The sequence below is a fragment of the Pseudomonas sp. PAMC 26793 genome (assembly GCF_000313235.1).
Classification (GTDB): Bacteria; Pseudomonadota; Gammaproteobacteria; order Pseudomonadales; family Pseudomonadaceae; genus Aquipseudomonas; species Aquipseudomonas yamanorum.
Window position 1 is genome coordinate 80,515 of sequence record NZ_AMXG01000021.1, and the last position, 20,657, is coordinate 101,171.

Consider the following 20,657-nt stretch of genomic DNA (forward strand, 5'->3'; position numbering starts at 1 on the left):
GGAGCGGGCTTGCTCGCGAAGGCGCAGTGTCAGTCAATACATCTGTTGACTGACCCACCGCTTTCGCGAGCAAGCCCGCTCCCACATTTGTTTTATGCCCACTTCAAATGCTACGGACAGCCCATGATCCGCCTTCGCCTCGCCCTGCCCCTTCTGTTACTGCCAGCCACCGATCTGCTCGCCGACAGCTTCGAACGCGACGACGCCCTCAAGCTGCCCGACGTGGTAATCAGCGCCAACCGCCAGGTCCAGGCGCGCAACGACAGCAGCGCCGCCAACACCATCTTTACCCGCGACGACATCGACCGCCTGCAACCCACCAGCGTGACCGACCTGCTGAGCCGCGTGCCCGGCGTACAGGTTTCACAAGCCGGTGGCCGTGGCAGCCTGGCGAGCGTTTACATTCGTGGCACCAAATCGGCCCAAAGCCTGGTGTTGGTCGATGGCCAGCGCATTGGCAACTCGACTTCCGGCGACAGCAACCTGCAGCACCTGAACATCCAACAGATCGAACGGGTGGAAGTGCTGCGCGGTTCGCGCTCGGTGATCTACGGCAGCGATGCGATTGGCGGGGTGATCCAGATTTTCACCCGGCATGGTAACGAGTCCGGCCTGCAACCCCGCCTGCATGTGGGATTTGGCAGCAACCAGACGTGGGAACGCAGCTTGGGCCTGTCCGGCGGTGACGAGAAAACCCGCTTCAACCTCGGCGCCAGCCTGGATGACACCGCCGGGATCAATCGCACGTATGTCTCGTACCCCAGCGACCGCGACCATGACGCCTATCGCAACCAGTCCACCAGTTTCAGCCTGAGCCATGCCTTCAACGAAGACCTCGAAGCCGGCGTGAACGTGCTGGATAATCGTGGCAAAAGCGAATTCGACAACTCGTTCTCCCCGCAAAAGCCCTATTCCAACTTCACCGTAAGCAGCGTCAGCAGCTATGTCGACGCGCGTATCAATGACGCCTGGAAGTCCCGGCTGGAAGCGGGCCACAGCGAGAACCGCGAGGAAACCCGGGACAAGCTCAGCACCGAACGCAGCGTGTTCAACACCTATCGTAACTCGCTGAACTGGCAAAACGACCTAACCCTCAATGAGCAGAACAGCCTGATCCTGGGCGGCGACTGGTACGAGGACCAGGTCAACAGCAGCGCCCAGCTCAATGAGGACAGTCGCTGGAACCGCGCCGCGTTTATCCAGCACCGTTTCCAGGCGCAATCTTTTTCCACAGAGCTGGGCCTGCGCCGCGACCAGAACCAACAGTTCGGCGGCCACAACAGCTGGAGCGGCACTTTCACCCTGCCGCTGAACCCGGACAATGATCTGTTGCTGAGCTATAGCGAAGGCTTTCGGGCGCCAACGTTCAACGACCTCTATTATCCAGACTACAACGCCCAAAAAAGCAGCAATCCAAACCTCAAGCCCGAAACCTCGAAAAGCTACGAAGTACAGTGGCGAAGCCAACTCAACGACACGAGCCGACTGGAAGCCTCGCTATATAGGACCGACCTGAAGGACGCGATCGTAATCGACAGCAACGTCCCGCAAAACGTCAGCTCGGCGCGCATCAACGGCTTCGAAGCGGCGCTCAAGCAAGAGCTGTTCGGCTGGCAAAGCAGCCTCGGCATTGCGCTGATCGACCCACGGGACCGCGACACCGGGCGCACACTGGCCCGTCGAGCCAGGCGCACCCTGAGCCTGGACCTGGATCGCCAATTCGACCGGTTCGGCGTCGGCGCCAGCTGGCAAGCGGTGAGCAGCAGCTACGACGATGCGGCGAACCAGCAACGCCTGGGCGGGTACGGTTTACTCGGGCTACGGGGCAGTTGGGCGGTGAATCGTGAGATCACACTGGAAATGAAGCTCGATAACCTGCTGAACAAAGCCTACAGCCGGGCGCTGTATCAGTATCAAGGCCAGCAATATGGCTATCGGGAAGAAGGCCGGGCGCTGATGTTCGGAGTGACCTGGACACCAGAACTCTAAGTCGTCTGCACCGGCCTCATCGCGGGCAAGCCCGGCTCCCACATTTAACCGCGTCGCATGCATGAACGCGGTCAAATGTGGGAGCTGGCTTGCCTGCGATAGCGCTCTCACAGCCCCGGTGCAATCACCTGACACAACCGCGCCACCGCTTCCAGCATCTGCCCGCTGGGCCGTTCCAGGCCCTTGTCGGGCACCACCAGCAAATGCCCGGCAGCCACCGCCGCCACCTGTGGCCAAGCCTTCCAGGCATCCAGCTGCGATTGATCGCCCGCCAGAATCACCTCGGGATTACGCTGCAGCACCGACTCAATGCTGACCTGCGGAGCCGGCAGCTTGAGGTCATCAAACACATTGCGCGCGCCGCACACACTCAGCGCATCGCTGATGATCTGCCCGCCCCCAACGGTGTACAGCGGCTGGTTCCACACCTGATAAAACACCCGCAACGGCTCGACCCGGTGATAGCGCAAGCGCAACTCGGCCAAGCGCTGACGTAACTGCGCAGCCAAGTGCCGGCCGGCCTCAGCCCGCCCGAGTTGCTGGGCAATGGTTTCGACTTGCGAGGTGAGTTGTTCAAGGCTATGGGGCTCGGCGACAAACACCGGGATGTTCAAGCGTTGGAGCTGCTCACGCTGGGCCGGGCCGACGCTGCCGGGCCAGAGCAGGATCAGGTCTGGCTTGAGGCTGAGCAGCCGTTCCATGTCCAACTGCCCGTAGTTTCCCACCGAAGGCACGTTCACCAAGGCCTGCGGCCGCTCGCCGCCGTCCAGCACGCCTACCAGCAAATCAGCAGCGCCCAGCTCAACGACGATTTCAGACAAGGAAGGAGCCAGGCTGACAACCCGCTCGACCGCCGCAGTTTGGGCCGCGACGACCAGCAGCAACACCGCCAGCCAGGCGCGCATCAACCCAACTGACGCGGAATGCGATACAGGTAGAACAGCACCAGGGTCGACAGCGCCAGCAGAAACAGCGGCACCGCTTCCAACCCGACAAACACCGCCAGTGCGCCGATCCAGGCCGGCAGTGCAGCCACCAGCAACGCCACACGACGACAGGCCGCGAGGGTGATCCAGGCAGCCGGTTCTTCAGGGGTATCGAGGGCTTTGCCGGTGGCGATCAGTGCGTGTTTATAGCCATGGAAGTAACGCAGGCTGACAAACATCGAGGCCACGCCGGCGATGAAAAACGGCATCGCCAGCACCGGCAGCAAGGGCTCGGCTTTGCCAAACACCAGGTTGATCACAAACAACGGCACCAACGCCAACGCCAGGTATTGCCACCAGTTAAACGACAGTCGCCGCTTGACCTGGCCGCGCGTCACGCCCGGTCGACCTCGCCTTGGTGCTCGTTGCCCATCATGTGGTCGAGCTTGCTGGCCTTGGTGGCCAGGTAGTGTTTGTTGTGCGGGTTGTGGCCGGTGTGCAGCGGCACGCGCTCGGCGACGGTGATGCCCATGTCGGTCAAGGCTTTGACCTTGCGTGGGTTGTTGGTCATCAGGCGCAGGGATTTGACCCCCAGGTGCTGGAGCATCGGCAGGCAGATCCCGTAGTCACGCTGGTCGGCGGCAAACCCCAGGCGCTCGTTGGCTTCTACGGTGTCGGCGCCGCCATCTTGCAGCTCGTAGGCACGGATCTTGTTCAGCAGGCCAATACCACGGCCTTCCTGACGCAAGTACAGCAACACGCCACGGCCTTCACGGGCGATGGCCTGCATGGCGGCTTCCAGTTGCGAGCCGCAGTCACAGCGCTGGCTGAACAGGGCATCGCCGGTCAGGCACTCGGAGTGCACGCGGCCGAGCACCGGAGCGCCGTCCGCCACGTCACCGAGGCTCAGAACAACGTGTTCGCGCCCGGTGGTTTCTTCAAGAAAACCATTCATGGTGAACGTGGCAAAAGGGGTTGGCAGCTTGGAAGCGGCAACGAAAACGACGGGCACCGTGTGCTCCTGATTTCTGATTTCACAGGGGATAGATTGTAACAGCAGGTTCCTACAGACGCTTAAGCTGAATTGTCGCTGATAAAGATCAATAGGTTCGATTGGCCTTCAGCTTGGTTCTATGGGTGTCAGAAATGTTGATAGCCACGGAGGGCGGGTGTGATGTCCTGGCCCGCCGCGTCCAGCAGGGTCACGCCCTGCCCCGCCTCGACCCGGCCGATCACATGGACCGGCGCACCGGCCGCCAGCAACGGCGCCAGTTCGGCAGGTGGCAAGGTGAACGCCAGCACGTAGTCGTCACCGCCGCTCAACGCAGCTACCCGCGCATCCGCGTCGCCAACCAACGCCAGCAAGGCCGCCGACAACGGCAGCTTTTGCTGCTCGATCAACAAGCTGACAGCCGACGCCTTGGCGATATGCCCGCAATCAGCCAGAAGGCCGTCGGAAATATCCATGGCAGACGTCGCCTTGCCCCGCAGCGCCAGGCCCAGCGCCAACTGCGGTTGCGGCGACCAGTAATGGGCCAGCAACGGCTCGGCAACAGCGGCCTCTGCCGTGCGCTGCCCCAGTACCAGCGGCAATGCGCCCGCCGCGTTACCCAGCTCACCGCCAACACATAGCAAGTCGCCGGGCCGCGCACCGCTGCGGGTCAAGGCCTGACCCGCTGGCACCCGGCCAAACACAGTCAGGGTCAGGCTCAAAGGCCCACGGGTGGTATCGCCACCCACCAGAATCACACCGCAACCCTGGGCCATGGCGTTCAAACCCTGGGCATAGCGTTGCAGCCAATCGGCATCAACCGTCGGGGTGGTCAGGGCAAGAGTAAATGCGAGGGGATTGGCGCCCATGGCTGCCAGGTCGCTGACTGCCACGGCCAGCGAGCGCTGGCCGAGCAGAAACGGGTCGCAGGGGTCGGCAAAATGCACGCCGGCCACCAGAGTATCAGTGGAAACCGCCAGCTGTTCCCCGGGAGGAACCGCCAGCAAGGCGCAGTCGTCGCCAATCCCCAGTGCAATGCCTTCGCCGCCCTGCGCACAGGGCGCGGCGGCGAAGTAGTTGCGGATCAGCTCAAACTCGCCCATTGCGTCAGCAAGCGCCAGTTAGCGCTTGTACGCCTTCACTTCGGCTTCACGCAGGCGCGGGGCCAGCTTGTCGAGCACGCCGTTGACGAACTTGTGACCGTCGGTGGAACCGTAGACTTTCGCCAGTTCGATCCCTTCGTTGATCACTACGCGGTACGGTACGTCGACGCGCTTGAGCAGTTCCCAGGTGGACAGGCGCAGTACGGCCAGTTCAACCGGATCCAGCTCTTCGATCGCCAGGTCCAGGCACGGCGACAAGGCAGCGTCGATCTCCGGCAGGTTGGCCGGAACGCCGTGCAGGATGTCGTGGAAGTAGCTGGCATCGGCCGCGCTGAAATCGTTGTCGACGCGAAATTGCGCTTCGATTTCGTTCAGCGAGGTTTTAGCCATGTGGCGCTGGTACAGCGCCTGGGTCGCGAGCTGACGGGCCGCACGACGCTTTTCGCTCTTAGAGGGCTTGCCGGCGTCTGCTGGGCGCGGGTCCTGGGGGTTGAACTGATCGCTGTCGTCGCTAATCACTTGGCCTCCAACTGTGCCAGCAGGCTGACCATTTCCAGGGCGGACAGGGCAGCTTCGGCACCTTTGTTACCGGCCTTGGTGCCGGAACGTTCGATGGCTTGCTCGATGGAATCAACGGTCAGCACGCCAAAGGCGACCGGCACGCCGAACTCCATGGACACCTGGGCCAGGCCCTTGGTGCATTCGCCAGCCACGTATTCGAAGTGCGGAGTACCGCCACGAATGACCGCGCCCAGGGCGATGATCGCCGCGTATTCACCCTGCTGTGCAACTTTCTGCGCAACCAGTGGAATTTCGAAGGCGCCAGGAGCGCGGATAATGGTGATGTCGCTTTCGCTCACACCGTGGCGAACCAGGGCATCCACGGCACCGCTTACCAGGCTTTCAACCACGAAGCTGTTGAAGCGGCCAACCACCAGGGCATAGCGGCCTTTGGGGGCGATGAAGGTACCTTCGATGGTCTTCAGGGTCATTCGACAAATCTCTTAAAGAGCCGGGACGCGCTTAGTGCGCGCCCCTCAGTGATATTTGAACCGCGAACAAGGGGTAAACAACGCCGGCCTTTATTCGGAGGGCACGTATTCTACTACTTCCAGGTCGAAACCGGATATGGCATTAAATTTCATTGGCGCACTCATCAGGCGCATTTTGCGTACACCCAAGTCCCGCAGGATCTGCGAACCGGCGCCGACGATGCTGTAGGTGGTCGGCTTTTTCACCGGCACGTGGTCGGCGGTTTCGCGGATATGCGCCAGCAACACGTCGCCGTCCAGCGGATGGCCCAGCAGCAATACCACACCGCTGCCGGCCTCGGACACCGCGGACATCGCGGCCCGCAGGCTCCAGCGCCCCGGTTGCTTGACCATCAGCAGGTCCCGCAGCGGGTCCATATTGTGCACCCGCACCAGGGTCGGTTCTTCAGCGCAGATGGTGCCCAGGGTCAGGGCCATGTGCACGTCGCCTTCCACGGAATCACGATAGGTCACCAGGTTGAACTGGCCCAGCTCGCTGTCCAGCGGCTGCTCGGCAATCCGCTGAACGGTACGTTCGTGGATCATCCGGTAGTGAATCAGGTCGGCAATGGTGCCGATCTTGATGTTATGCAGCGCGGCAAACTCTTCCAGCTCCGCGCGACGGGACATGGTGCCGTCGTCGTTCATCACCTCGCAGATCACACCGCTCGGCTCGAAACCGGCCATGCGCGCCAGGTCGCAGGCGGCTTCGGTGTGGCCGGCGCGAGCCAGGGTGCCACCCGGTTGGGCCATCAGCGGAAAGATGTGGCCAGGGCTGACGATGTCTTCGGCCTTGGCGTCTTTCGCAGCAGCGGCTTGCACGGTGCGGGCACGGTCAGCAGCGGAGATGCCGGTGGTGACACCGGTGGTGGCTTCGATGGACACGGTGAACTTGGTGCCAAACCCCGAACCATTGCGCGGCGCCATCAACGGCAGCTTGAGCAGCTCGCAGCGCTCGCGGCTCATTGGCATGCAGATCAGGCCACGGGCGTGCTTGGCCATGAAGTTGATGTGTTCCGGCTGGCAGCACTCGGCGGCCATGATCAGGTCGCCTTCGTTCTCGCGGTCTTCGTCATCCATCAGGATGACCATCTTGCCTTGGCGGATGTCTTCAACCAGTTCTTCGATGCTGTTGAGCGCCACGCGGCACCCCCTTGGGTCAGGATTTAAGGTAGCCGTTAGCGGCTAAAAAACTTTCAGTGATGTTACTGCCGGTTGGCTCTGCGGCCTTATCGCCCAACAACAGGCGCTCCAGGTAACGGGCAAGCAAGTCGACTTCCAGGTTCACCCGGCGACCCGGCTGGTACGACGCCATGATGGTTTCGCTCAGGGTGTGGGGAATGATGGTCAGTTCAAATTCGGCGCCATTCACGGCGTTCACGGTCAGGCTCGTGCCGTCGACGGTGATCGAGCCTTTGTGAGCGATGTACTTGGCCAGCTCTTTCGGCGCGCGAATACGGAATTCTACGGCGCGGGCATTTTCGCTGCGGGCGACGACTTCGCCGACACCGTCGACGTGGCCGCTGACCAGGTGCCCGCCAAGACGGGTGGTCGGGGTCAGGGCTTTTTCCAGGTTCACCGGGCTGCCGCTCTTGAGGTCGTTCATCGCGGTGCAGTCCAGGGTTTCCCGGCTGACATCGGCGGCAAAGCCGTTGCCAGGCAATTCGATGACGGTCAGGCACACACCGCTGACGGCGATGCTGTCGCCCAGTTTGACGTCGCTCAGGTCGAGCTTGCCGGTTTCAACCAGCAGGCGTACGTCGCCGCCTTTTGGGGTCATTGCACGGATGCTGCCGATGGATTCGATAATGCCGGTGAACATGCCGTTCTCCTGAAGACGTGGCGCAGGCCGGGAATTATACGCTCGCTGATGGCAGAGGGATGGCAGTGACTCGCCAGTCATCGCCCACAGCGCGCATTTCAGTAATCTTGAGTTGGGGGGCGTCGGCCAGTTTCTCAAGCGGCCAGTCCAGCAAAGGCCGGGCAGCGGAGCCGAGGAACTTGCCGGCGACGAATATCACGTATTCGTCCACCAGGCCTTGCTGGGCGAAGGCACCGGCCAGGCTTGGGCCGGCCTCCACCAACACCTCGTTGACGCCACGGGCAGCCAGGGCCACCAGCGCGGAACGCAGGTCGACCTGGCCGTCGACGCCCGGCACCACCAGGCACTCGGGCCCGGTTGGGTATTGGTTGTCCGGGGTCACGCAGGTGATGACCAGCGCGGGGCCGGCCTTGAAGAACGGCGCATTCAGCGGCACCCGCAGGCGGCCATCGATCAATACGCGCAGCGGCGGACGGGACATCGCCAGGGCGGTGGTTTCTTCATCCAGCCCCAGCTCGGCGGCGCGCACGGTCAGGCGAGCGCCATCGGCCAGCACCGTGTCGGCGCCGGTCAGCACCACACTGGCCTGGGCCCGCAGGCGTTGCACGGCGGCACGGGCGGCCGGGCCGGTGATCCATTGGCTTTCGCCATTGGCCATGGCGGTGCGACCGTCCAGGCTCATGGCCAACTTGACCCGCACAAACGGCAGGCCATGTTCCATGCGTTTGAGAAAGCCCGGGTTGAGCGCCCGCGCTTCGTTTTCCAGCAAGCCGCTGTACGTCTCGATCCCGGCCTGGGCCAGACGGCGCATGCCACGCCCGGCGACTTCCGGATTCGGGTCCTGCATCGCCGCAACCACGCGGGCCAGGCCGGCATTCACCAAGGCATCGGCGCAGGGCGGTGTGTGCCCGTGGTGGCTGCACGGTTCAAGGGTCACGTAGGCCGTGGCGCCCCGGGCCTTGTCGCCCGCCGCCCGCAGGGCGTGGACTTCCGCATGGGGTTCGCCGGTGCGCACGTGCCAGCCTTCGCCGACAACCTGCCCGTCACGCACGATCACGCAGCCAACCCGGGGGTTGGGGTGGGTGGTGTACAGGCCCTTGCGCGCCAATTCCAGGGCACGGGCCATGTAATGGGCGTCGAGTACCGCTTGTTCTGCCGAAGGTGGGTTCATTCTTTTACCGGCTCACGGGCCAGGCGGTCGATCTCTTCGCGGAACTCGTTGAGGTCCTGGAAGCGTCGATACACCGAGGCGAAACGGATATAGGCGACTTCGTCGAGCTTTTGCAGCTCGCCCATCACCAATTCTCCAACCACCAGGGATTTGACTTCGCGCTCGCCAGTGGCGCGCAGCTTGTGCTTGATATGCACCAGCGCCGCTTCCAGCCGCTCGACACTCACCGGGCGTTTTTCCAGGGCGCGCTGCATTCCGGCGCGCAGTTTTTCTTCGTCGAAAGGCTGGCGACTGCCGTCGGTCTTGATCAGACGTGGCAATACCAGTTCGGCGGTTTCGAAGGTGGTGAAACGTTCACCGCAGCCAGAGGCCAGGCATTCACGCCGGCGACGCACCTGTTCGCCCTCGGCGACCAGACGCGAGTCAATGACCTTGGTGTCGTTGGCACCGCAGAAGGGACAGTGCATGGTGGCAGGCAACAAAAAATGGGAGGGCCATGGTAGCGCATCCCTGTGGCAAGACAAGCCATAGCCTTTACGGTATATAGGCTGACGATTATGTTTCATATTTTTTAAGCCACGGATTTTGTCCTTTCTGGAGCCGTACATGCAGTTACGACCACTTGTTTTGCTCACGTTGCTCGGTTTCCTGGTCGCCTGCAGCAGCCATGCCCCAAAACCTGCCGCGCCCGTTGCCGCCCCACAGCAAGAGAAAAAAATCCCGGGTGTGGAAGAAGACCTCGGCCCGCTGCCCGCCTTCCAGCGTGAAGTCAGCGGCCAGTTGAACGGTGTACCCGCCGGCGCGGAAGTCGAACTGGCACTGCTGGTGATCGACGATCGTTCGCGCCCGCAACAACTGCTGGCCAGCAGCGTGCTGATCGGCAACAACAAGCCCTTGGCCTTCCGCCTGCGCTTCAACCCCGAAGCCTTCCCGGCAGGCGGGCGTGTTGAACTGCGCGGTCGCGCCAGCCAGTCCGGCCAGTTGATCCTGCATTTGCCGCCCGTGCGTATCACCCAAGCGATCACCCAGACCACCGGCCCGCTGCAACTCGTTCCCGCACCATGACGCCACCGCTGGACCTGCAACGCGCCCTCAGCGAACTGATTGGCGACGCCCAACTGGTGCCCTGCCCGCTGCCGGGCACCGCGTTGTCGCTGTGGCTGCTGGACGCCGACAACATGGACCGCGCCTTCAGCCCCGAAGAAACCCGACGCATCCTGCATGAACCGCCGTACTGGAGCTTTTGCTGGGCCAGCGGCCTGGCGCTGGCCCGGTATCTGGCGGCCAATCCTGAGTGGGTGGCAGGCAAGCGAGTGCTGGATTTCGGTGCAGGTTCGGGCGTTGCCGGGATTGCCGCAGTAAAGGCTGGAGCGCTGGAAGTGGTGGCGTGCGACCTGGATCCGCTGGCCCTGGCTGCCTGCCGGGCGAATGCGCAACTCAATGGCGTGACCCTGGGTTACTCCGCAGACTTCTTCGCCGAAGCCGATCGGTTCGACCTGATCCTGGTCGCCGATGTGCTGTACGACCGGGCGAACCTGCCGCTGCTGGATGAATTCCTGACTCGAGGCCGAGAAGCGCTGGTCGCCGATTCCCGAGTGCGGGACTTCCAGCACCCGGACTACCAGCGCCTGGAAATCCTCGACGCCCTGACCCTGCCCGACCTGGCCGAACCGTGGGAGTTTCGCAAGGTGAGCCTGTACCATTCGCAGCGCGCTTGAGAGCATCGCGGGCAAGCCCGCTCCCACATTTGAAAGGCATTCCCCTGTGGGACCTGGTTTGCCTGCGATTGCGATCCTGAGACCGCCCCGCTTTCAGCCAACCCCACCAACCCTTATAGTTGCCCCATCCCCTGCTTTCTTCGAGATACCCCATGAGTGAGCCCACGCCGTACATCTTCGACGCCACCACCGCCACCTTCGACCAGGCCGTGATCCAGAATTCCTTCGAAAAACCCGTGCTGGTGGATTTCTGGGCCGAGTGGTGCGCGCCGTGCAAGGCGTTGATGCCGATGCTCGCGCAGATTGCCGAGAGTTATCAGGGTGAGTTGCTGCTGGCCAAGGTCGATTGTGATGCCGAGCCGGACGTGGTCTCGCGCTTTGGCATTCGCAGCCTGCCCACCGTGGTGCTGTTCAAGGATGGCCAGCCGGTGGATGGGTTTGCCGGTGCGCAACCCGAGTCCGCCGTGCGCGCGATGCTCGAGCCCCATGTGCAGATGCCGCCGCCAGCGGCTGCCGACCCGCTGGAGCAGGCCCAGGCGTTGTTTGCCGAAGGCCGCATCACCGACGCCGAGGCCGTGCTGGTGACCTTGCTCGGGGAAGACAACACCAACGCCGCCGCGCTGATCCTGTACGCACGCTGCCTCGCCGAACGCGGTGAGCTGGGCGAAGCGCAAACCGTGCTCGACGCGGTCAAGAGCGATGATCACAAGGCCGCCCTGGCCGGTGCCAAGGCGCAGATCACCTTCCTGCGCCAGGCCGCCGACCTGCCGGACGCTGCCGATTTGAAAGCGCGCCTGGCGCAAAACCCGCAGGATGACGAGGCGGTGTATCAACTGGCCGTGCAACAACTGGCGCGCCAGCAATACGATGCCGCGCTGGATGGCTTGCTCAAGCTGTTCATCCGCAACCGCAGCTACAGCGAGGGCCTGCCCCACAAGACGCTGTTGCAGGTGTTCGAACTGCTCGGCAACGACCACCCGCTTGTCACCGTTTACCGCCGCAAGCTGTTCGCCGCGCTGTATTAAGCCTTACTCGATCCAACTGTACAGCGGCGTATCCCCGCCGCTGGCCACCTTGACCTTGGCGCTATGGCGCAGGCGCACCAGCAGGCGCTTGCCCGCCGAGGCGCTGCCGGCCAAGCCTTCCAGTTGATCAAGCAATTCCAGGCCGTTGAGTTGCCCGGCCTTGCGCAGCAAATCCTGGGCGGCCTGCCACAGACTCTCGTCCAGGTTACCCGGGGCCGGCGCCACCACGGGCTCGGCACTCGGGGGCTTGCTGGCCTGCAACTGGGCGCCCAGCCGGGCCCAGTCGCCGTCGTCCAACTCCAGGGTCAAGTCCACCGGCAGGTCACCGACGGTTCCACGAATTCTCAACATCGCACTTACTCCCGCACTTTTCTGACGAGCATGCTCCCACGCGTCTTGCGCTACGCCAAGCAGGCGGTCAAACTCCTCGCAAAATTGTTATAAGATCACATAACAAAACTTTCATCTTTGTTCGGGAGTTCCACCATGCGCCGTTTGCTGCTCGCTTTGCCGTTTGCCCTGTTGCCATTGGCCATCGCCCAGGCAGCCGACGAGCACGACCATGATCACGAGCACGGCAGCCTCGGCGCCCACGAACACGGCGTGGGTCGCCTCAACGCGGTGCTCGACGGCCAGGCCCTGGAGCTGGAACTGGACAGCCCGGCGATGAACCTGGTGGGTTTCGAACACCTCGCCACCACCCCTGCCGACAAAGCCAAGGTCGCCGCCGCCCGCAAGCAACTGGAGCAGCCTTTGGTGCTGTTCAGCCTGCCCAAGGCCGCCGGTTGCGTGATCAGCACCCAGGAACTGAACAGCCCGCTGTTCGGCGACAAACCTGAAGCCGACCACGATGAGGACGATGACGACCACGCCACCGATGGCAAAGGCGCCGCCGCCCACGAACATCACCACGACCACAGCGAAATCCACGCTCACTACCAGTTCACCTGCGCCACGCCGACCGCCCTGAGCAACCTCGACCTGACCCAGGTGTTCAAGACCTTCCCCGCCACCCAGAAAATTCAGGTACAACTCATTGGCCCGAGCGGCCAGCAGGGTGTGGAAGCGACGGCGCAGGCAGCTACCCTGAAATTCTGAGTTCATGCCCCGGTTAATGTGGGAGCTGGCTTGCCTGCGATGCAAACGCCTCGGTTTTTCTGAAACACCGCGGCGATGCCATCGCAGGCAAGCCAGCTCCCACAGTTGATCAGTGTCATCATCCAAATCGAGCCAGACCTCTGACCTCCCTATGACCCAAGCACTTATCGAACTGTCTGACCTGGGCTTCAACTGGCCCGGTCACCCACAGTTGTTGGACATCCCGACGTTTCGCCTGGAGCCGGGGGAAACCCTGTTCCTCAAGGGCCCCAGCGGCAGTGGCAAGACCACCCTGCTGGGCCTGCTGGGCGGTGTGCAAAAGCCCAGTCGCGGCAGCATCCGCCTGCTGGGCCAGGAGCTGACCGAACTCTCGGCCGGCGCCCGCGACCGCTTCCGCGTCGACCACACCGGCTACATCTTCCAGCAGTTCAACCTGCTGCCGTTTCTCTCGGTGCGCGAGAACGTGGAGTTGCCCTGCCACTTTTCCAAGCTGCGGGCGCAGCGGGCGATCCAGCGCCATGGCAGCGTCGACCAGGCCGCCGCGACCTTGCTCGCCCACTTGGGCCTGAAGGACAAGAACCTGCTGGAACGCCGCGCCGACTCGCTGTCCATCGGCCAGCAACAACGGGTGGCCGCCGCCCGCGCGCTGATCGGCCAACCGGAACTGGTGATCGCCGACGAACCGACTTCAGCCCTGGACTACGACGCCCGGGAAGCCTTCATTCAGTTGTTGTTCGCCGAATGCCGCGAAGCGGGCGCCAGCCTGTTGTTCGTCAGCCACGACCAGAGCCTGGCGCCGCTGTTCGACCGCAACCTGTCGCTGGCCGAACTCAATCGCGCCGCCACGCCCGCAGAGGTTTGAGATGTATTTGTTTCGACTAGCCATGGCCAGCCTGGCTAACCGCCGCTTTACCGCGATCCTTACCGCCTTCGCCATCGCCCTCTCGGTGTGCCTGTTGCTGGCGGTGGAGCGGGTACGCACCGAAGCCCGCGCCAGCTTCGCCAGCACTATCAGCGGCACCGACCTGATCGTCGGCGCGCGCTCCGGTTCGGTGAATTTGCTGCTGTATTCGGTGTTCCGCATCGGCAACGCCACCAACAATATTCGCTGGGACAGCTACGAGCATTTCGCCGCCAACCCGCAGGTGAAATGGGCAATCCCGATTTCCCTCGGCGACTCCCACCGCGGCTACCGGGTGATGGGCACCAACGAATCCTATTTCGAACACTACCAATACGGCCGCCGGCAGAACCTTGAACTCGCCAGTGGTCGCGCCTTCGCCACCGATCCGTTCGAAGTGGTGCTCGGCGCCGAAGTGGCCGACGCGCTGCATTACAAGCTGGGCGACAAGCTGGTGCTGGCCCACGGCGTGGCGGTGGTCAGCCTGGTCAAGCACGATGACAAGCCGTTCACCGTGGTCGGCATCCTCAAGCGCACCGGCACCCCGGTGGACCGCACGCTGCACATCAGCCTCGGTGGCATGGAAGCGATTCACATCGATTGGCACAACGGCGTACCTGCCCAGGGCAAAGGCCGCATCAGCGCCGACCAGGCACGCAACATGGACCTCACGCCCCAAGCCATCACCGCGTTCATGCTCGGCTTGAACAACAAGATCTCCACCTTCGCTCTGCAACGGGAGATTAACGAATTTCGTGGTGAGCCAATGCTGGCGATCCTGCCGGGCGTGGCCCTGCAAGAGCTGTGGAGCATGATGGGCACCGCTGAAAAAGCGCTGTTCGTGATCTCGCTGTTCGTGGTGCTGACCGGCTTGATCGGTATGCTCACCGCGATCCTCACCAGCCTTAACGAGCGCCGCCGGGAAATGGCGATCCTGCGTTCGGTGGGCGCACGGCCCTGGCACATTGCGACCTTGCTGATCTTCGAAGCCTTCGCCCTGGCGCTGTCCGGCGTGATTGCCGGCGTCGGGCTGCTGTATGTGTGCATCGCCGCGTCGCGCGGGTATTTGCAGGCCAATTACGGCCTGGACCTGCCGCTGTCGTTGCCGAGCGAATATGAATGGACCCTGCTCGGCGGTATTCTCGTCGCAGCCTTGCTGATGGGCAGCGTGCCGGCCTGGCGCGCCTACCGGCAATCGTTGGCCGACGGCCTGTCGATACGTTTATGAGGAAGCTGTTGATGCGTCGCGTCGTACTTGCGCTGTTACTGCTGGTGGCCCTGCCCGCCTGGGCTGAAGACCAGCCCAAGGACCTGTCGTGGCAAGAGATGATCCCGCCGGATGCACCGCCGGAAATCCCCAACATGAAACCGCTGCACGACTTGTCGGGCATGGCTGATGCGTTGTCGGTGGAGTCTGCGCCGGCCGCCAAGCAGGACCTGCCCAACGCGCCAGTCGTACAAAGCCTGGACGGTAAGCACATCCGCCTGCCCGGTTATATCGTGCCGCTGGAAGTCAGCGAGGAAGGCCGCACCACAGAGTTCCTGCTGGTGCCGTATTTCGGCGCGTGCATCCATGTACCGCCACCGCCGTCGAACCAGATCGTGCATGTCAAAAGCGAAGTCGGCGTGAAGCTCGACGAGTTGTATCAGCCGTACTGGATCGAAGGCCAGATGCAGGTCAAACCGTCCAGCAGTGAACTGGCCGATGCCGGCTACCAAATGGATGCCGACAAGATCTACGTGTACGAATTGCAGGAGTAGCGCGTTATCACCGTTTCATTGAGCTGAGTCAAAAGCCCAGCCGGAACGATCTCTACCATTGGATGTATCTCTTTTAATACATCCTCTGGAGCTCCCATGAACAAGTCCCTGCTCGGCGCGTCGCTTGTCGCGCTCGCCCTCGCTGCCCCCGTTGCCCACGCTCACGAAGCCGGTGACATCCTGATTCGCGCCGGTGCAATCACCGTCAACCCGAAAGCGGACAGCAGCAGTGTCAAGGTTGACCAGGGCCCGCTGGCCGGGACCAACCTGGGTGGCAAGGCGACCATGAGCAGCGACACTCAACTGGGCTTGAACTTCGCCTACATGTTCACCAGCCACTGGGGTATCGAACTGCTGGCGGCCACGCCGTTCGAGCACGATGTGAAGATCAAGGACACCGCCCTGGGCGCCGCCAACGGCAAGCTCGGTACACTGAAGCACCTGCCACCGACCCTGAGCGTCGTGTATTACCCGCTGGACAGCAAGTCGGTATTCCAACCGTACATCGGCGCCGGTATCAACTACACCTGGATCTACGACGAGCACGTCGGCAGCCGCGCCGAGCAGGCCGGTTTCAGCAACTTCAAGGCGGAAAACTCCTGGGGCTGGGCCGCGCAGATCGGTGCGGACTACATGATCAACAACAAGTGGATGATCAACGCCCAGGCGCGCTACATCGACATCAGCACCAAGGCCACTGTGGATAACAACGCCCTGGGCCAGGGCACTCGGGCCAAGGTCAATGTGGATGTTGATCCGATGGTGTACATGGTCGGTATTGGCTACAAGTTCTAGGTTCTACCCAAGGCCCTGTTGTACAGGGCCTTTTTTGTGAGCCTTCCCATAGAAGGCCAGTGCCAATCAGAGGCCAGGCACACGCCCGTGTGCTGCGAATCAGGCGTCAGCCAGGAGTTGGTGCACTTGAGCTATGACCAAGTCAATGTTGAACGGCTTTTTCAACACCGCATTGAACAAGTCCGACCGCTCCATACCAATATGTGCCTGGGCTCCGCTGATCAGAATGATGGGCAAGTGTTTGACTGCCGGCAGTGCACGAACCGCTTCGGCAAACTCCAGGCCGTCCATGACCGGCATCATGAAGTCGGTGATGATCAACGCTGGCCGCTCGCGCTCCAGGACCTCGAGTCCTTTCTGGCCATTGCTCGCTTTTACGACCATGTACCCCTCATCCTCCAGCGCATAGCCGAGAATGTCAGCGATCAAATACTCGTCGTCGACGACCAGGATGGTGGTCATGTCAGTTCAACCCGAATCAGAGACTTAGGACGTTGAGCCCGGCAGCGAAGAATCATTAGGGACAGCCAATGCATTTCTTGATGCCTTCTTCAGGTCAACGCCGTTTTCATGGATTACCACTTCAAGAAGCGAAGGATCGTAGAAGCTATCTCGTACCTTAAGAATCGAAAGCATTCTTCTTAGTTCAGATTGAATCTCGAAGAAACGCATCAGCAGCAGGTTATCGACAATACTGGACAGGTCCGGGGTCGGAGAACTGACCTCCGAACCAAAAACGTCACGCATCTCCCATGAGGCAAATACCGTTACGCCACGGGCACGAAGCTCGCTCATCAGGGCACTGTAGAAATCAGTGATGCGTGCCGGGTTCGTCGACACTCGGGTCATGCCGCTCAAGCTGTCGATGAACAGGCGCTTGATGCCCTTTTCCTCAACCATTTTCAGCAGACGTGCGCCGAGACCGTCGAGCAGGCCTTCTGTCGTGGGTTGCCAGGCAAGACTCAGCGCACCACTTTCTTCCATACCCTTGATATCAATACCCAGCGATTGGCCTTTGAGGCGTAACCGCTGCGGGCTTTCATAAAAACCGAAATGCAGGCCCGGCGCTTCCACTGTCGACTCAGCGAGGAACCGGAGGCCCAACGTGGTTTTCCCGACGCCGGAAGGCCCCATGACGAGCGTAACGGAAGAACTGTGCAGGCCACCGCCGATGATGGCGTCCAGCGAACCGATGCCGCTGGTGATACGCGTCAGATCGGCACTGTCAGGTAACGATGGATGGCTGTAGAGGCTTTCCAGACGCGGATAAACCACCAGGCCATCGTCGGTAATTTCACACTCGTGCAATCCGGTCAGTGCACCACTGCCGCGAGTCTTGCGCAGTTGAATACGGCGCACTGAACGGCTGCCGTGAAGCTCCTCGCCCATCTCAATCACACCATCAACCATGGTGTGCTCCGGACTGCCGTCGTCCAACCGGGAACTGGTGAGAAACAGCACCGTACAACCGGCGAACGCGGCATGCCCTTGCAGCTCGGAAATGAATTTCTTGGTGTCGATGGGCGAGTCAGCCTTGGAGCGTGCATTGAGCAAGCCGTCGACCACTAACACGGTGGCCTTCTGACGACTGATCTCACGCCGAAGCAGCTTGACCACTTCATCGAGACCGTCGTTCTCAAGGGTGTCAAACGCACTGACGAACTGAATTTCAGCTCCCACCCGGGAAACATCAAAGAAGTTCAGGGTGGAGAGGAATTGAAATAACCGGTCGTGGGACTCAGCCAGCAACGTGGCGACCAGTACACGGCCCCCGTTGCGCGCATGATTAAACCCCAGTTGATTGGCGAGGATGGTTTTACCGGATCCTGGGCGCCCCTGGATAATGTAGGAGGCACCTGCGACTAGCCCGCCCTTGAGCAGAGCATCCAGCCCTTCTATTCCGCTTTGAAGGCGATTTAGCTTTTCCACAATGCAACCCTGATGTGAACAACAGGCTCTTGAGCCGAAGGTTTACGATGCTAACTCCATTTGCGCCATCGGGCTATCCGCTCATCCAGTTCAAGGGCGGGGCAAATAAAGCGTGAACGTACTTCCCTGACCCAGACGACTCTCGACCCTGATCTCTCCCCCCGACTGTTTGGCAAAACCAAATACCTGACTGAGCCCCAGCCCCGTTCTCTGGCCTTTGCCTTTGGTGGAGAAAAACGGTTCAAAGATTCTATCGAGGCTGAACGGAGCGATACCCGAGCCATTGTCTGTGATGGACACGGCAACGAAACGCCCCTTGATAAGGGGATAACCATCGGACGCAGGGATAAGGTCCATCGACTCAACGCGGATGACCATCTCCCCCTTTTCCATCATGGCGTCGCGGGCGTTCATGACCATATTGAGAATGGCGGCTTCAAACTGTCCTGGGTCGACGTGAACAACGCAGGGTAATGCTGTGGACTCGATGCGTACGTGGATGCCTGTGCCAACCCGCACAGCAATCGTATCGACCATGGCCAATGTACTTGAGTTGACATCCAGCGGTGCGGGATGGAGGGCTTGCCTGCGAGCGAAGGACAGCAATTGGCTGGTGAAATGAGAACCACGCTCCACCGCCTCGGAAATGGCTTCCACCAGGCGCAGGCGCCGCTCTTCTGATAGGGAAGGCCGCTTCAAAAGATCCGCTGAAGAACGGATCACCGTCAGCAGATTGTTAAAGTCATGAGCCACTCGGCCAGTTACCCGCCCCAGCGCGTCCATCTTCTGCGACTGAAGTGACTGCTCTTGGCTCACATCCTGAACGGTTCCCGTCATCGCGACGGGTAGACCATCATCGGCATAACGGGGTCTTGCGCACACGTGCAGCCAGCGAGTTCCACCCCGTGGCGTGATGACGCGGTAGTGAATATCGTAGTCGCCACGTTGAGCGATGGAGCGATCCCACGCTTCGGCCACTCGGCGCTTGTCTTCGGCGTGCACCAAGCGCTGCATGTGCTCATAACTGAACGGTATCTGTGGTTCGAGTCCGAAGTTGAGGCGGCAAGTGGCCGAGGTCTTCAGTTCACCCGTCGTCAAATCCAGGCGCCATATACCAAGCCCGGCGGTACTCAAAGCGAACTGCAGGTCGTGCGCCTCCTCATACACATCATCGTGAGGCGGCGGCGAACCATTCACCGGAGAATGTGTTGCCATGATGGGTGGGGCTCCTCTTTTAGGCTGCCCATGGCTGGATGGGCGAAGTCTTCTTCTGAATGCAGACTTTTGCTTTTGCTGAACGAGCCGTAAGCACAATCAATCCCTATTGGCATGGATGACCGGGCGCACCAAAGGTTTCAAATTTTTCGTATGCCGTGGCGCCCCCGCCTGGCCAACACGTATCAACCGAATCCGTCCGGACACCACCGCAAAAAAGGCGCCTGTTGCAGGCGCCTTTTTTTAAGTTTGACCGTGTCGGTAGAACCGGTCGAGCAACGCCGGCAACCCGGCCCGCCATGCCCGTGGCTTGATGCCGAAGGTGTGGAGGATTTTCTTGCAGGCCAGCACCGCGTGTTGCGGTTCATCGGCGGCATCCGGACGGGCGGCGTGGGCCTGGGCGGTCGGGGCTTCCACGGCCAGCGGGTGGAAGTTGCGCGCTTCGGTCAGGATCGCCTGCCCCAGCGCCAGCGGGGTGGTCGCTTCGTGGCCGGCATAGTGATAAGTGCCCCACAACGGCGCGGCGCAATCCAGTTGCTTGAGCACCGAAATGATCACCCGCGCCGCGTCGTCCACCGGCGTCGGGTTGCCCCGGCGGTCGTCGGCCATCAGCAGTTCGTCAGGTTTTTCGGCACGGGCCAGGAAGCGTCCGAGGGTGCCGTCGACGCTGTCATCCAGCAGCCAGCCAAAACGCAGCAGCACGTGCTGCGGACAGGTGGCGCGTACGCTCTGCTCGATGCGCCACAACGCCTGGCCCCGCAGGCCCAAGGGCACGGGTTCGTCTTTTTCGCTGTAGGCGGTGGCGCGGGAGCCATCGAACACCCGGTAGCTGGACGGTTGCAGCAAAGTGATGCTGTGGTGCTGGCACAGTTCCGCCAGGCGCTCGATCGCATATTCCTGGGCAGCCAGACGCGTTTCGCTGACCGTCTCCGCCTGGAACCAGTCGAAGTAATAGGCGAGATTGATCAAGGCATCGGGACGGGTGTCGTCGAGCAGTTGCGTGAGGCTCGCGGCATCCCAGCCGTCTTGGGGCGGACGCGGGGCGAGGAAACCGATGTCTTCCTCCGCACCGAGGCGAATCAGCGCCTGCCCGAGGGCATTCCCGCCGCCCAGTAACATAAGGCGCATTCGCATAGATTGAGCAGGCCCGGTCTGTTTGGAACGATGGTTATTATCGACAGG

General features: G+C 61.7%; 24 protein-coding genes. 9 read left to right on the forward strand and 15 right to left on the reverse strand.

The genetic code is table 11. From position 1 onward, the window contains the following. Window positions 1-123 precede the first annotated feature (123 nt). Entirely contained in the window at window positions 124-1,989 is a 1,866-nt protein-coding gene (locus D109_RS0106910) for a TonB-dependent receptor domain-containing protein (RefSeq protein ID WP_017476283.1), read from the forward strand. A 107-nt stretch (window positions 1,990-2,096) separates the two neighbouring features. Here the strand turns inward: D109_RS0106910 and D109_RS0106915 are convergent, their stop codons facing one another. The 10 genes from D109_RS0106915 to nrdR all read right to left on the reverse strand — a co-directional run bounded on the left by D109_RS0106915 (window position 2,097) and on the right by nrdR (window position 9,500). Continuing rightward, on the reverse strand, window positions 2,097-2,894 hold the full coding sequence (locus D109_RS0106915; RefSeq protein WP_017476284.1) for a cobalamin-binding protein: 798 nt from the start codon (window positions 2,892-2,894) through the stop codon (window positions 2,097-2,099). After that, window positions 2,894-3,313 carry a hypothetical protein gene (locus tag D109_RS0106920; protein WP_017476285.1) on the reverse strand — a complete coding sequence of 140 codons (420 nt, stop codon included), beginning with the start codon at window positions 3,311-3,313 and terminating at the stop codon, window positions 2,894-2,896. Before D109_RS0106920 ends, D109_RS0106915 begins: the two co-directional genes overlap by 1 nt. Continuing rightward, complete coding sequence (ribA, locus tag D109_RS0106925) at window positions 3,310-3,927, reverse strand: GTP cyclohydrolase II (RefSeq protein ID WP_017476286.1); 618 nt, start codon at window positions 3,925-3,927, stop codon at window positions 3,310-3,312. Before ribA ends, D109_RS0106920 begins: the two co-directional genes overlap by 4 nt. Before the next feature lie 128 nt (window positions 3,928-4,055). Then, window positions 4,056-5,009, reverse strand: coding sequence for a thiamine-phosphate kinase (gene thiL / locus D109_RS0106930; RefSeq protein WP_017476287.1), 954 nt, complete (start codon window positions 5,007-5,009; stop codon window positions 4,056-4,058). Between the two features lie 18 nt (window positions 5,010-5,027). Then, window positions 5,028-5,528 (reverse strand): transcription antitermination factor NusB, encoded by a 501-nt coding sequence (gene nusB, locus D109_RS0106935; protein WP_017476288.1) that lies wholly within the window; start codon window positions 5,526-5,528, stop codon window positions 5,028-5,030. Further along, window positions 5,525-6,001 carry a 6,7-dimethyl-8-ribityllumazine synthase gene (ribE, locus tag D109_RS0106940; RefSeq protein WP_003209986.1) on the reverse strand — a complete coding sequence of 159 codons (477 nt, stop codon included), beginning with the start codon at window positions 5,999-6,001 and terminating at the stop codon, window positions 5,525-5,527. The genes nusB and ribE overlap by 4 nt, the downstream gene beginning before the upstream one ends. Before the next feature lie 90 nt (window positions 6,002-6,091). Beyond that, window positions 6,092-7,183, reverse strand: coding sequence for a bifunctional 3,4-dihydroxy-2-butanone-4-phosphate synthase/GTP cyclohydrolase II (gene ribBA, locus D109_RS0106945; RefSeq protein ID WP_017476289.1), 1,092 nt, complete (start codon window positions 7,181-7,183; stop codon window positions 6,092-6,094). Window positions 7,184-7,199: 16 nt separating this feature from the next. Next, a complete protein-coding gene (locus tag D109_RS0106950; RefSeq protein ID WP_010174663.1) occupies window positions 7,200-7,862 on the reverse strand; it encodes a riboflavin synthase in 663 nt (220 codons plus the stop codon). Window positions 7,863-7,896: 34 nt separating this feature from the next. Continuing rightward, entirely contained in the window at window positions 7,897-9,033 is a 1,137-nt protein-coding gene (ribD, locus tag D109_RS0106955) for a bifunctional diaminohydroxyphosphoribosylaminopyrimidine deaminase/5-amino-6-(5-phosphoribosylamino)uracil reductase RibD (protein WP_017476290.1), read from the reverse strand. Next, the gene (gene nrdR, locus D109_RS0106960) at window positions 9,030-9,500 is read right to left on the reverse strand and encodes a transcriptional regulator NrdR (protein ID WP_003209990.1); all 471 of its coding nucleotides are present in this window, start codon (window positions 9,498-9,500) and stop codon (window positions 9,030-9,032) included. Before nrdR ends, ribD begins: the two co-directional genes overlap by 4 nt. Before the next feature lie 139 nt (window positions 9,501-9,639). On the opposite strand from nrdR, the gene D109_RS0106965 reads away from it, so the two are divergent. The 3 genes from D109_RS0106965 to trxA all read left to right on the forward strand — a co-directional run bounded on the left by D109_RS0106965 (window position 9,640) and on the right by trxA (window position 11,776). Next, on the forward strand, window positions 9,640-10,098 hold the full coding sequence (locus D109_RS0106965) for a YbaY family lipoprotein (protein ID WP_017476292.1): 459 nt from the start codon (window positions 9,640-9,642) through the stop codon (window positions 10,096-10,098). Then, complete coding sequence (locus tag D109_RS0106970; protein ID WP_017476293.1) at window positions 10,095-10,751, forward strand: methyltransferase; 657 nt, start codon at window positions 10,095-10,097, stop codon at window positions 10,749-10,751. Before D109_RS0106965 ends, D109_RS0106970 begins: the two co-directional genes overlap by 4 nt. 152 nt (window positions 10,752-10,903) lie before the next feature. Then, window positions 10,904-11,776, forward strand: a complete 873-nt coding sequence (trxA, locus tag D109_RS0106975) for a thioredoxin (protein WP_003209995.1) — start codon at window positions 10,904-10,906, stop codon at window positions 11,774-11,776. Window positions 11,777-11,779: 3 nt separating this feature from the next. Here the strand turns inward: trxA and D109_RS0106980 are convergent, their stop codons facing one another. After that, a complete protein-coding gene (locus D109_RS0106980) occupies window positions 11,780-12,127 on the reverse strand; it encodes a hypothetical protein (RefSeq protein WP_017476294.1) in 348 nt (115 codons plus the stop codon). Between the two features lie 135 nt (window positions 12,128-12,262). Between D109_RS0106980 and D109_RS0106985 the strand changes: the two genes are divergently transcribed. The 5 genes from D109_RS0106985 (at window position 12,263) to D109_RS0107005 (ending at window position 16,331) form a co-directional block, all read left to right on the forward strand. Next, complete coding sequence (locus D109_RS0106985) at window positions 12,263-12,874, forward strand: DUF2796 domain-containing protein (RefSeq protein WP_017476295.1); 612 nt, start codon at window positions 12,263-12,265, stop codon at window positions 12,872-12,874. A gap of 151 nt (window positions 12,875-13,025) precedes the next feature. Beyond that, window positions 13,026-13,736 (forward strand): ABC transporter ATP-binding protein, encoded by a 711-nt coding sequence (locus D109_RS0106990; protein ID WP_017476296.1) that lies wholly within the window; start codon window positions 13,026-13,028, stop codon window positions 13,734-13,736. Window position 13,737: 1 nt separating this feature from the next. Further along, entirely contained in the window at window positions 13,738-15,003 is a 1,266-nt protein-coding gene (locus D109_RS0106995; RefSeq protein WP_003210004.1) for an ABC transporter permease, read from the forward strand. Window positions 15,004-15,014: 11 nt separating this feature from the next. After that, entirely contained in the window at window positions 15,015-15,536 is a 522-nt protein-coding gene (locus D109_RS0107000; RefSeq protein WP_017476298.1) for a DUF3299 domain-containing protein, read from the forward strand. A 96-nt stretch (window positions 15,537-15,632) separates the two neighbouring features. After that, on the forward strand, window positions 15,633-16,331 hold the full coding sequence (locus tag D109_RS0107005) for an OmpW family protein (RefSeq protein ID WP_017476299.1): 699 nt from the start codon (window positions 15,633-15,635) through the stop codon (window positions 16,329-16,331). Between the two features lie 99 nt (window positions 16,332-16,430). Here D109_RS0107005 and D109_RS0107010 read toward each other — a convergent pair whose 3' ends face one another. The 4 genes from D109_RS0107010 to D109_RS0107025 form a co-directional block, all read right to left on the reverse strand. After that, window positions 16,431-16,793: a response regulator gene (locus D109_RS0107010; protein WP_017476300.1), complete on the reverse strand. Its 363-nt coding sequence runs from the start codon at window positions 16,791-16,793 to the stop codon at window positions 16,431-16,433. A 24-nt stretch (window positions 16,794-16,817) separates the two neighbouring features. Further along, on the reverse strand, window positions 16,818-18,260 hold the full coding sequence (locus D109_RS0107015; protein WP_026077826.1) for an ATPase domain-containing protein: 1,443 nt from the start codon (window positions 18,258-18,260) through the stop codon (window positions 16,818-16,820). A gap of 90 nt (window positions 18,261-18,350) precedes the next feature. Beyond that, the gene (locus tag D109_RS0107020; RefSeq protein WP_017476302.1) at window positions 18,351-19,475 is read right to left on the reverse strand and encodes an ATP-binding protein; all 1,125 of its coding nucleotides are present in this window, start codon (window positions 19,473-19,475) and stop codon (window positions 18,351-18,353) included. Window positions 19,476-19,718: 243 nt separating this feature from the next. After that, window positions 19,719-20,609, reverse strand: a complete 891-nt coding sequence (locus tag D109_RS0107025) for a sugar nucleotide-binding protein (RefSeq protein WP_008436463.1) — start codon at window positions 20,607-20,609, stop codon at window positions 19,719-19,721. Between the last annotated feature and the right edge of the window lie 48 nt (window positions 20,610-20,657).

Bases quoted from the DNA above. Each gene is read 5' to 3' on its own strand.
- D109_RS0106910 (WP_017476283.1), top strand. From the start codon at position 124: ATGATCCGCCTTCGCCTCGCCCTGCCCCTTCTGTTACTGCCAGCCACC.
- D109_RS0106950 (WP_010174663.1), bottom strand. From the start codon at position 7,862: ATGTTCACCGGCATTATCGAATCCATCGGCAGCATCCGTGCAATGACC.
- D109_RS0107025 (WP_008436463.1), bottom strand. From the start codon at position 20,609: ATGCGAATGCGCCTTATGTTACTGGGCGGCGGGAATGCCCTCGGGCAG.
- trxA (WP_003209995.1), top strand. From the start codon at position 10,904: ATGAGTGAGCCCACGCCGTACATCTTCGACGCCACCACCGCCACCTTC.
- D109_RS0106970 (WP_017476293.1), top strand. From the start codon at position 10,095: ATGACGCCACCGCTGGACCTGCAACGCGCCCTCAGCGAACTGATTGGC.
- D109_RS0107005 (WP_017476299.1), top strand. From the start codon at position 15,633: ATGAACAAGTCCCTGCTCGGCGCGTCGCTTGTCGCGCTCGCCCTCGCT.
- D109_RS0107020 (WP_017476302.1), bottom strand. From the start codon at position 19,475: ATGGCAACACATTCTCCGGTGAATGGTTCGCCGCCGCCTCACGATGAT.
- D109_RS0106985 (WP_017476295.1), top strand. From the start codon at position 12,263: ATGCGCCGTTTGCTGCTCGCTTTGCCGTTTGCCCTGTTGCCATTGGCC.
- ribE (WP_003209986.1), bottom strand. From the start codon at position 6,001: ATGACCCTGAAGACCATCGAAGGTACCTTCATCGCCCCCAAAGGCCGC.
- D109_RS0106965 (WP_017476292.1), top strand. From the start codon at position 9,640: ATGCAGTTACGACCACTTGTTTTGCTCACGTTGCTCGGTTTCCTGGTC.
- D109_RS0106995 (WP_003210004.1), top strand. From the start codon at position 13,738: ATGTATTTGTTTCGACTAGCCATGGCCAGCCTGGCTAACCGCCGCTTT.
- ribD (WP_017476290.1), bottom strand. From the start codon at position 9,033: ATGAACCCACCTTCGGCAGAACAAGCGGTACTCGACGCCCATTACATG.
- thiL (WP_017476287.1), bottom strand. From the start codon at position 5,009: ATGGGCGAGTTTGAGCTGATCCGCAACTACTTCGCCGCCGCGCCCTGT.
- D109_RS0106915 (WP_017476284.1), bottom strand. From the start codon at position 2,894: ATGCGCGCCTGGCTGGCGGTGTTGCTGCTGGTCGTCGCGGCCCAAACT.
- D109_RS0106990 (WP_017476296.1), top strand. From the start codon at position 13,026: ATGACCCAAGCACTTATCGAACTGTCTGACCTGGGCTTCAACTGGCCC.
- D109_RS0107010 (WP_017476300.1), bottom strand. From the start codon at position 16,793: ATGACCACCATCCTGGTCGTCGACGACGAGTATTTGATCGCTGACATT.
- D109_RS0106980 (WP_017476294.1), bottom strand. From the start codon at position 12,127: ATGTTGAGAATTCGTGGAACCGTCGGTGACCTGCCGGTGGACTTGACC.
- D109_RS0107000 (WP_017476298.1), top strand. From the start codon at position 15,015: ATGCGTCGCGTCGTACTTGCGCTGTTACTGCTGGTGGCCCTGCCCGCC.
- nrdR (WP_003209990.1), bottom strand. From the start codon at position 9,500: ATGCACTGTCCCTTCTGCGGTGCCAACGACACCAAGGTCATTGACTCG.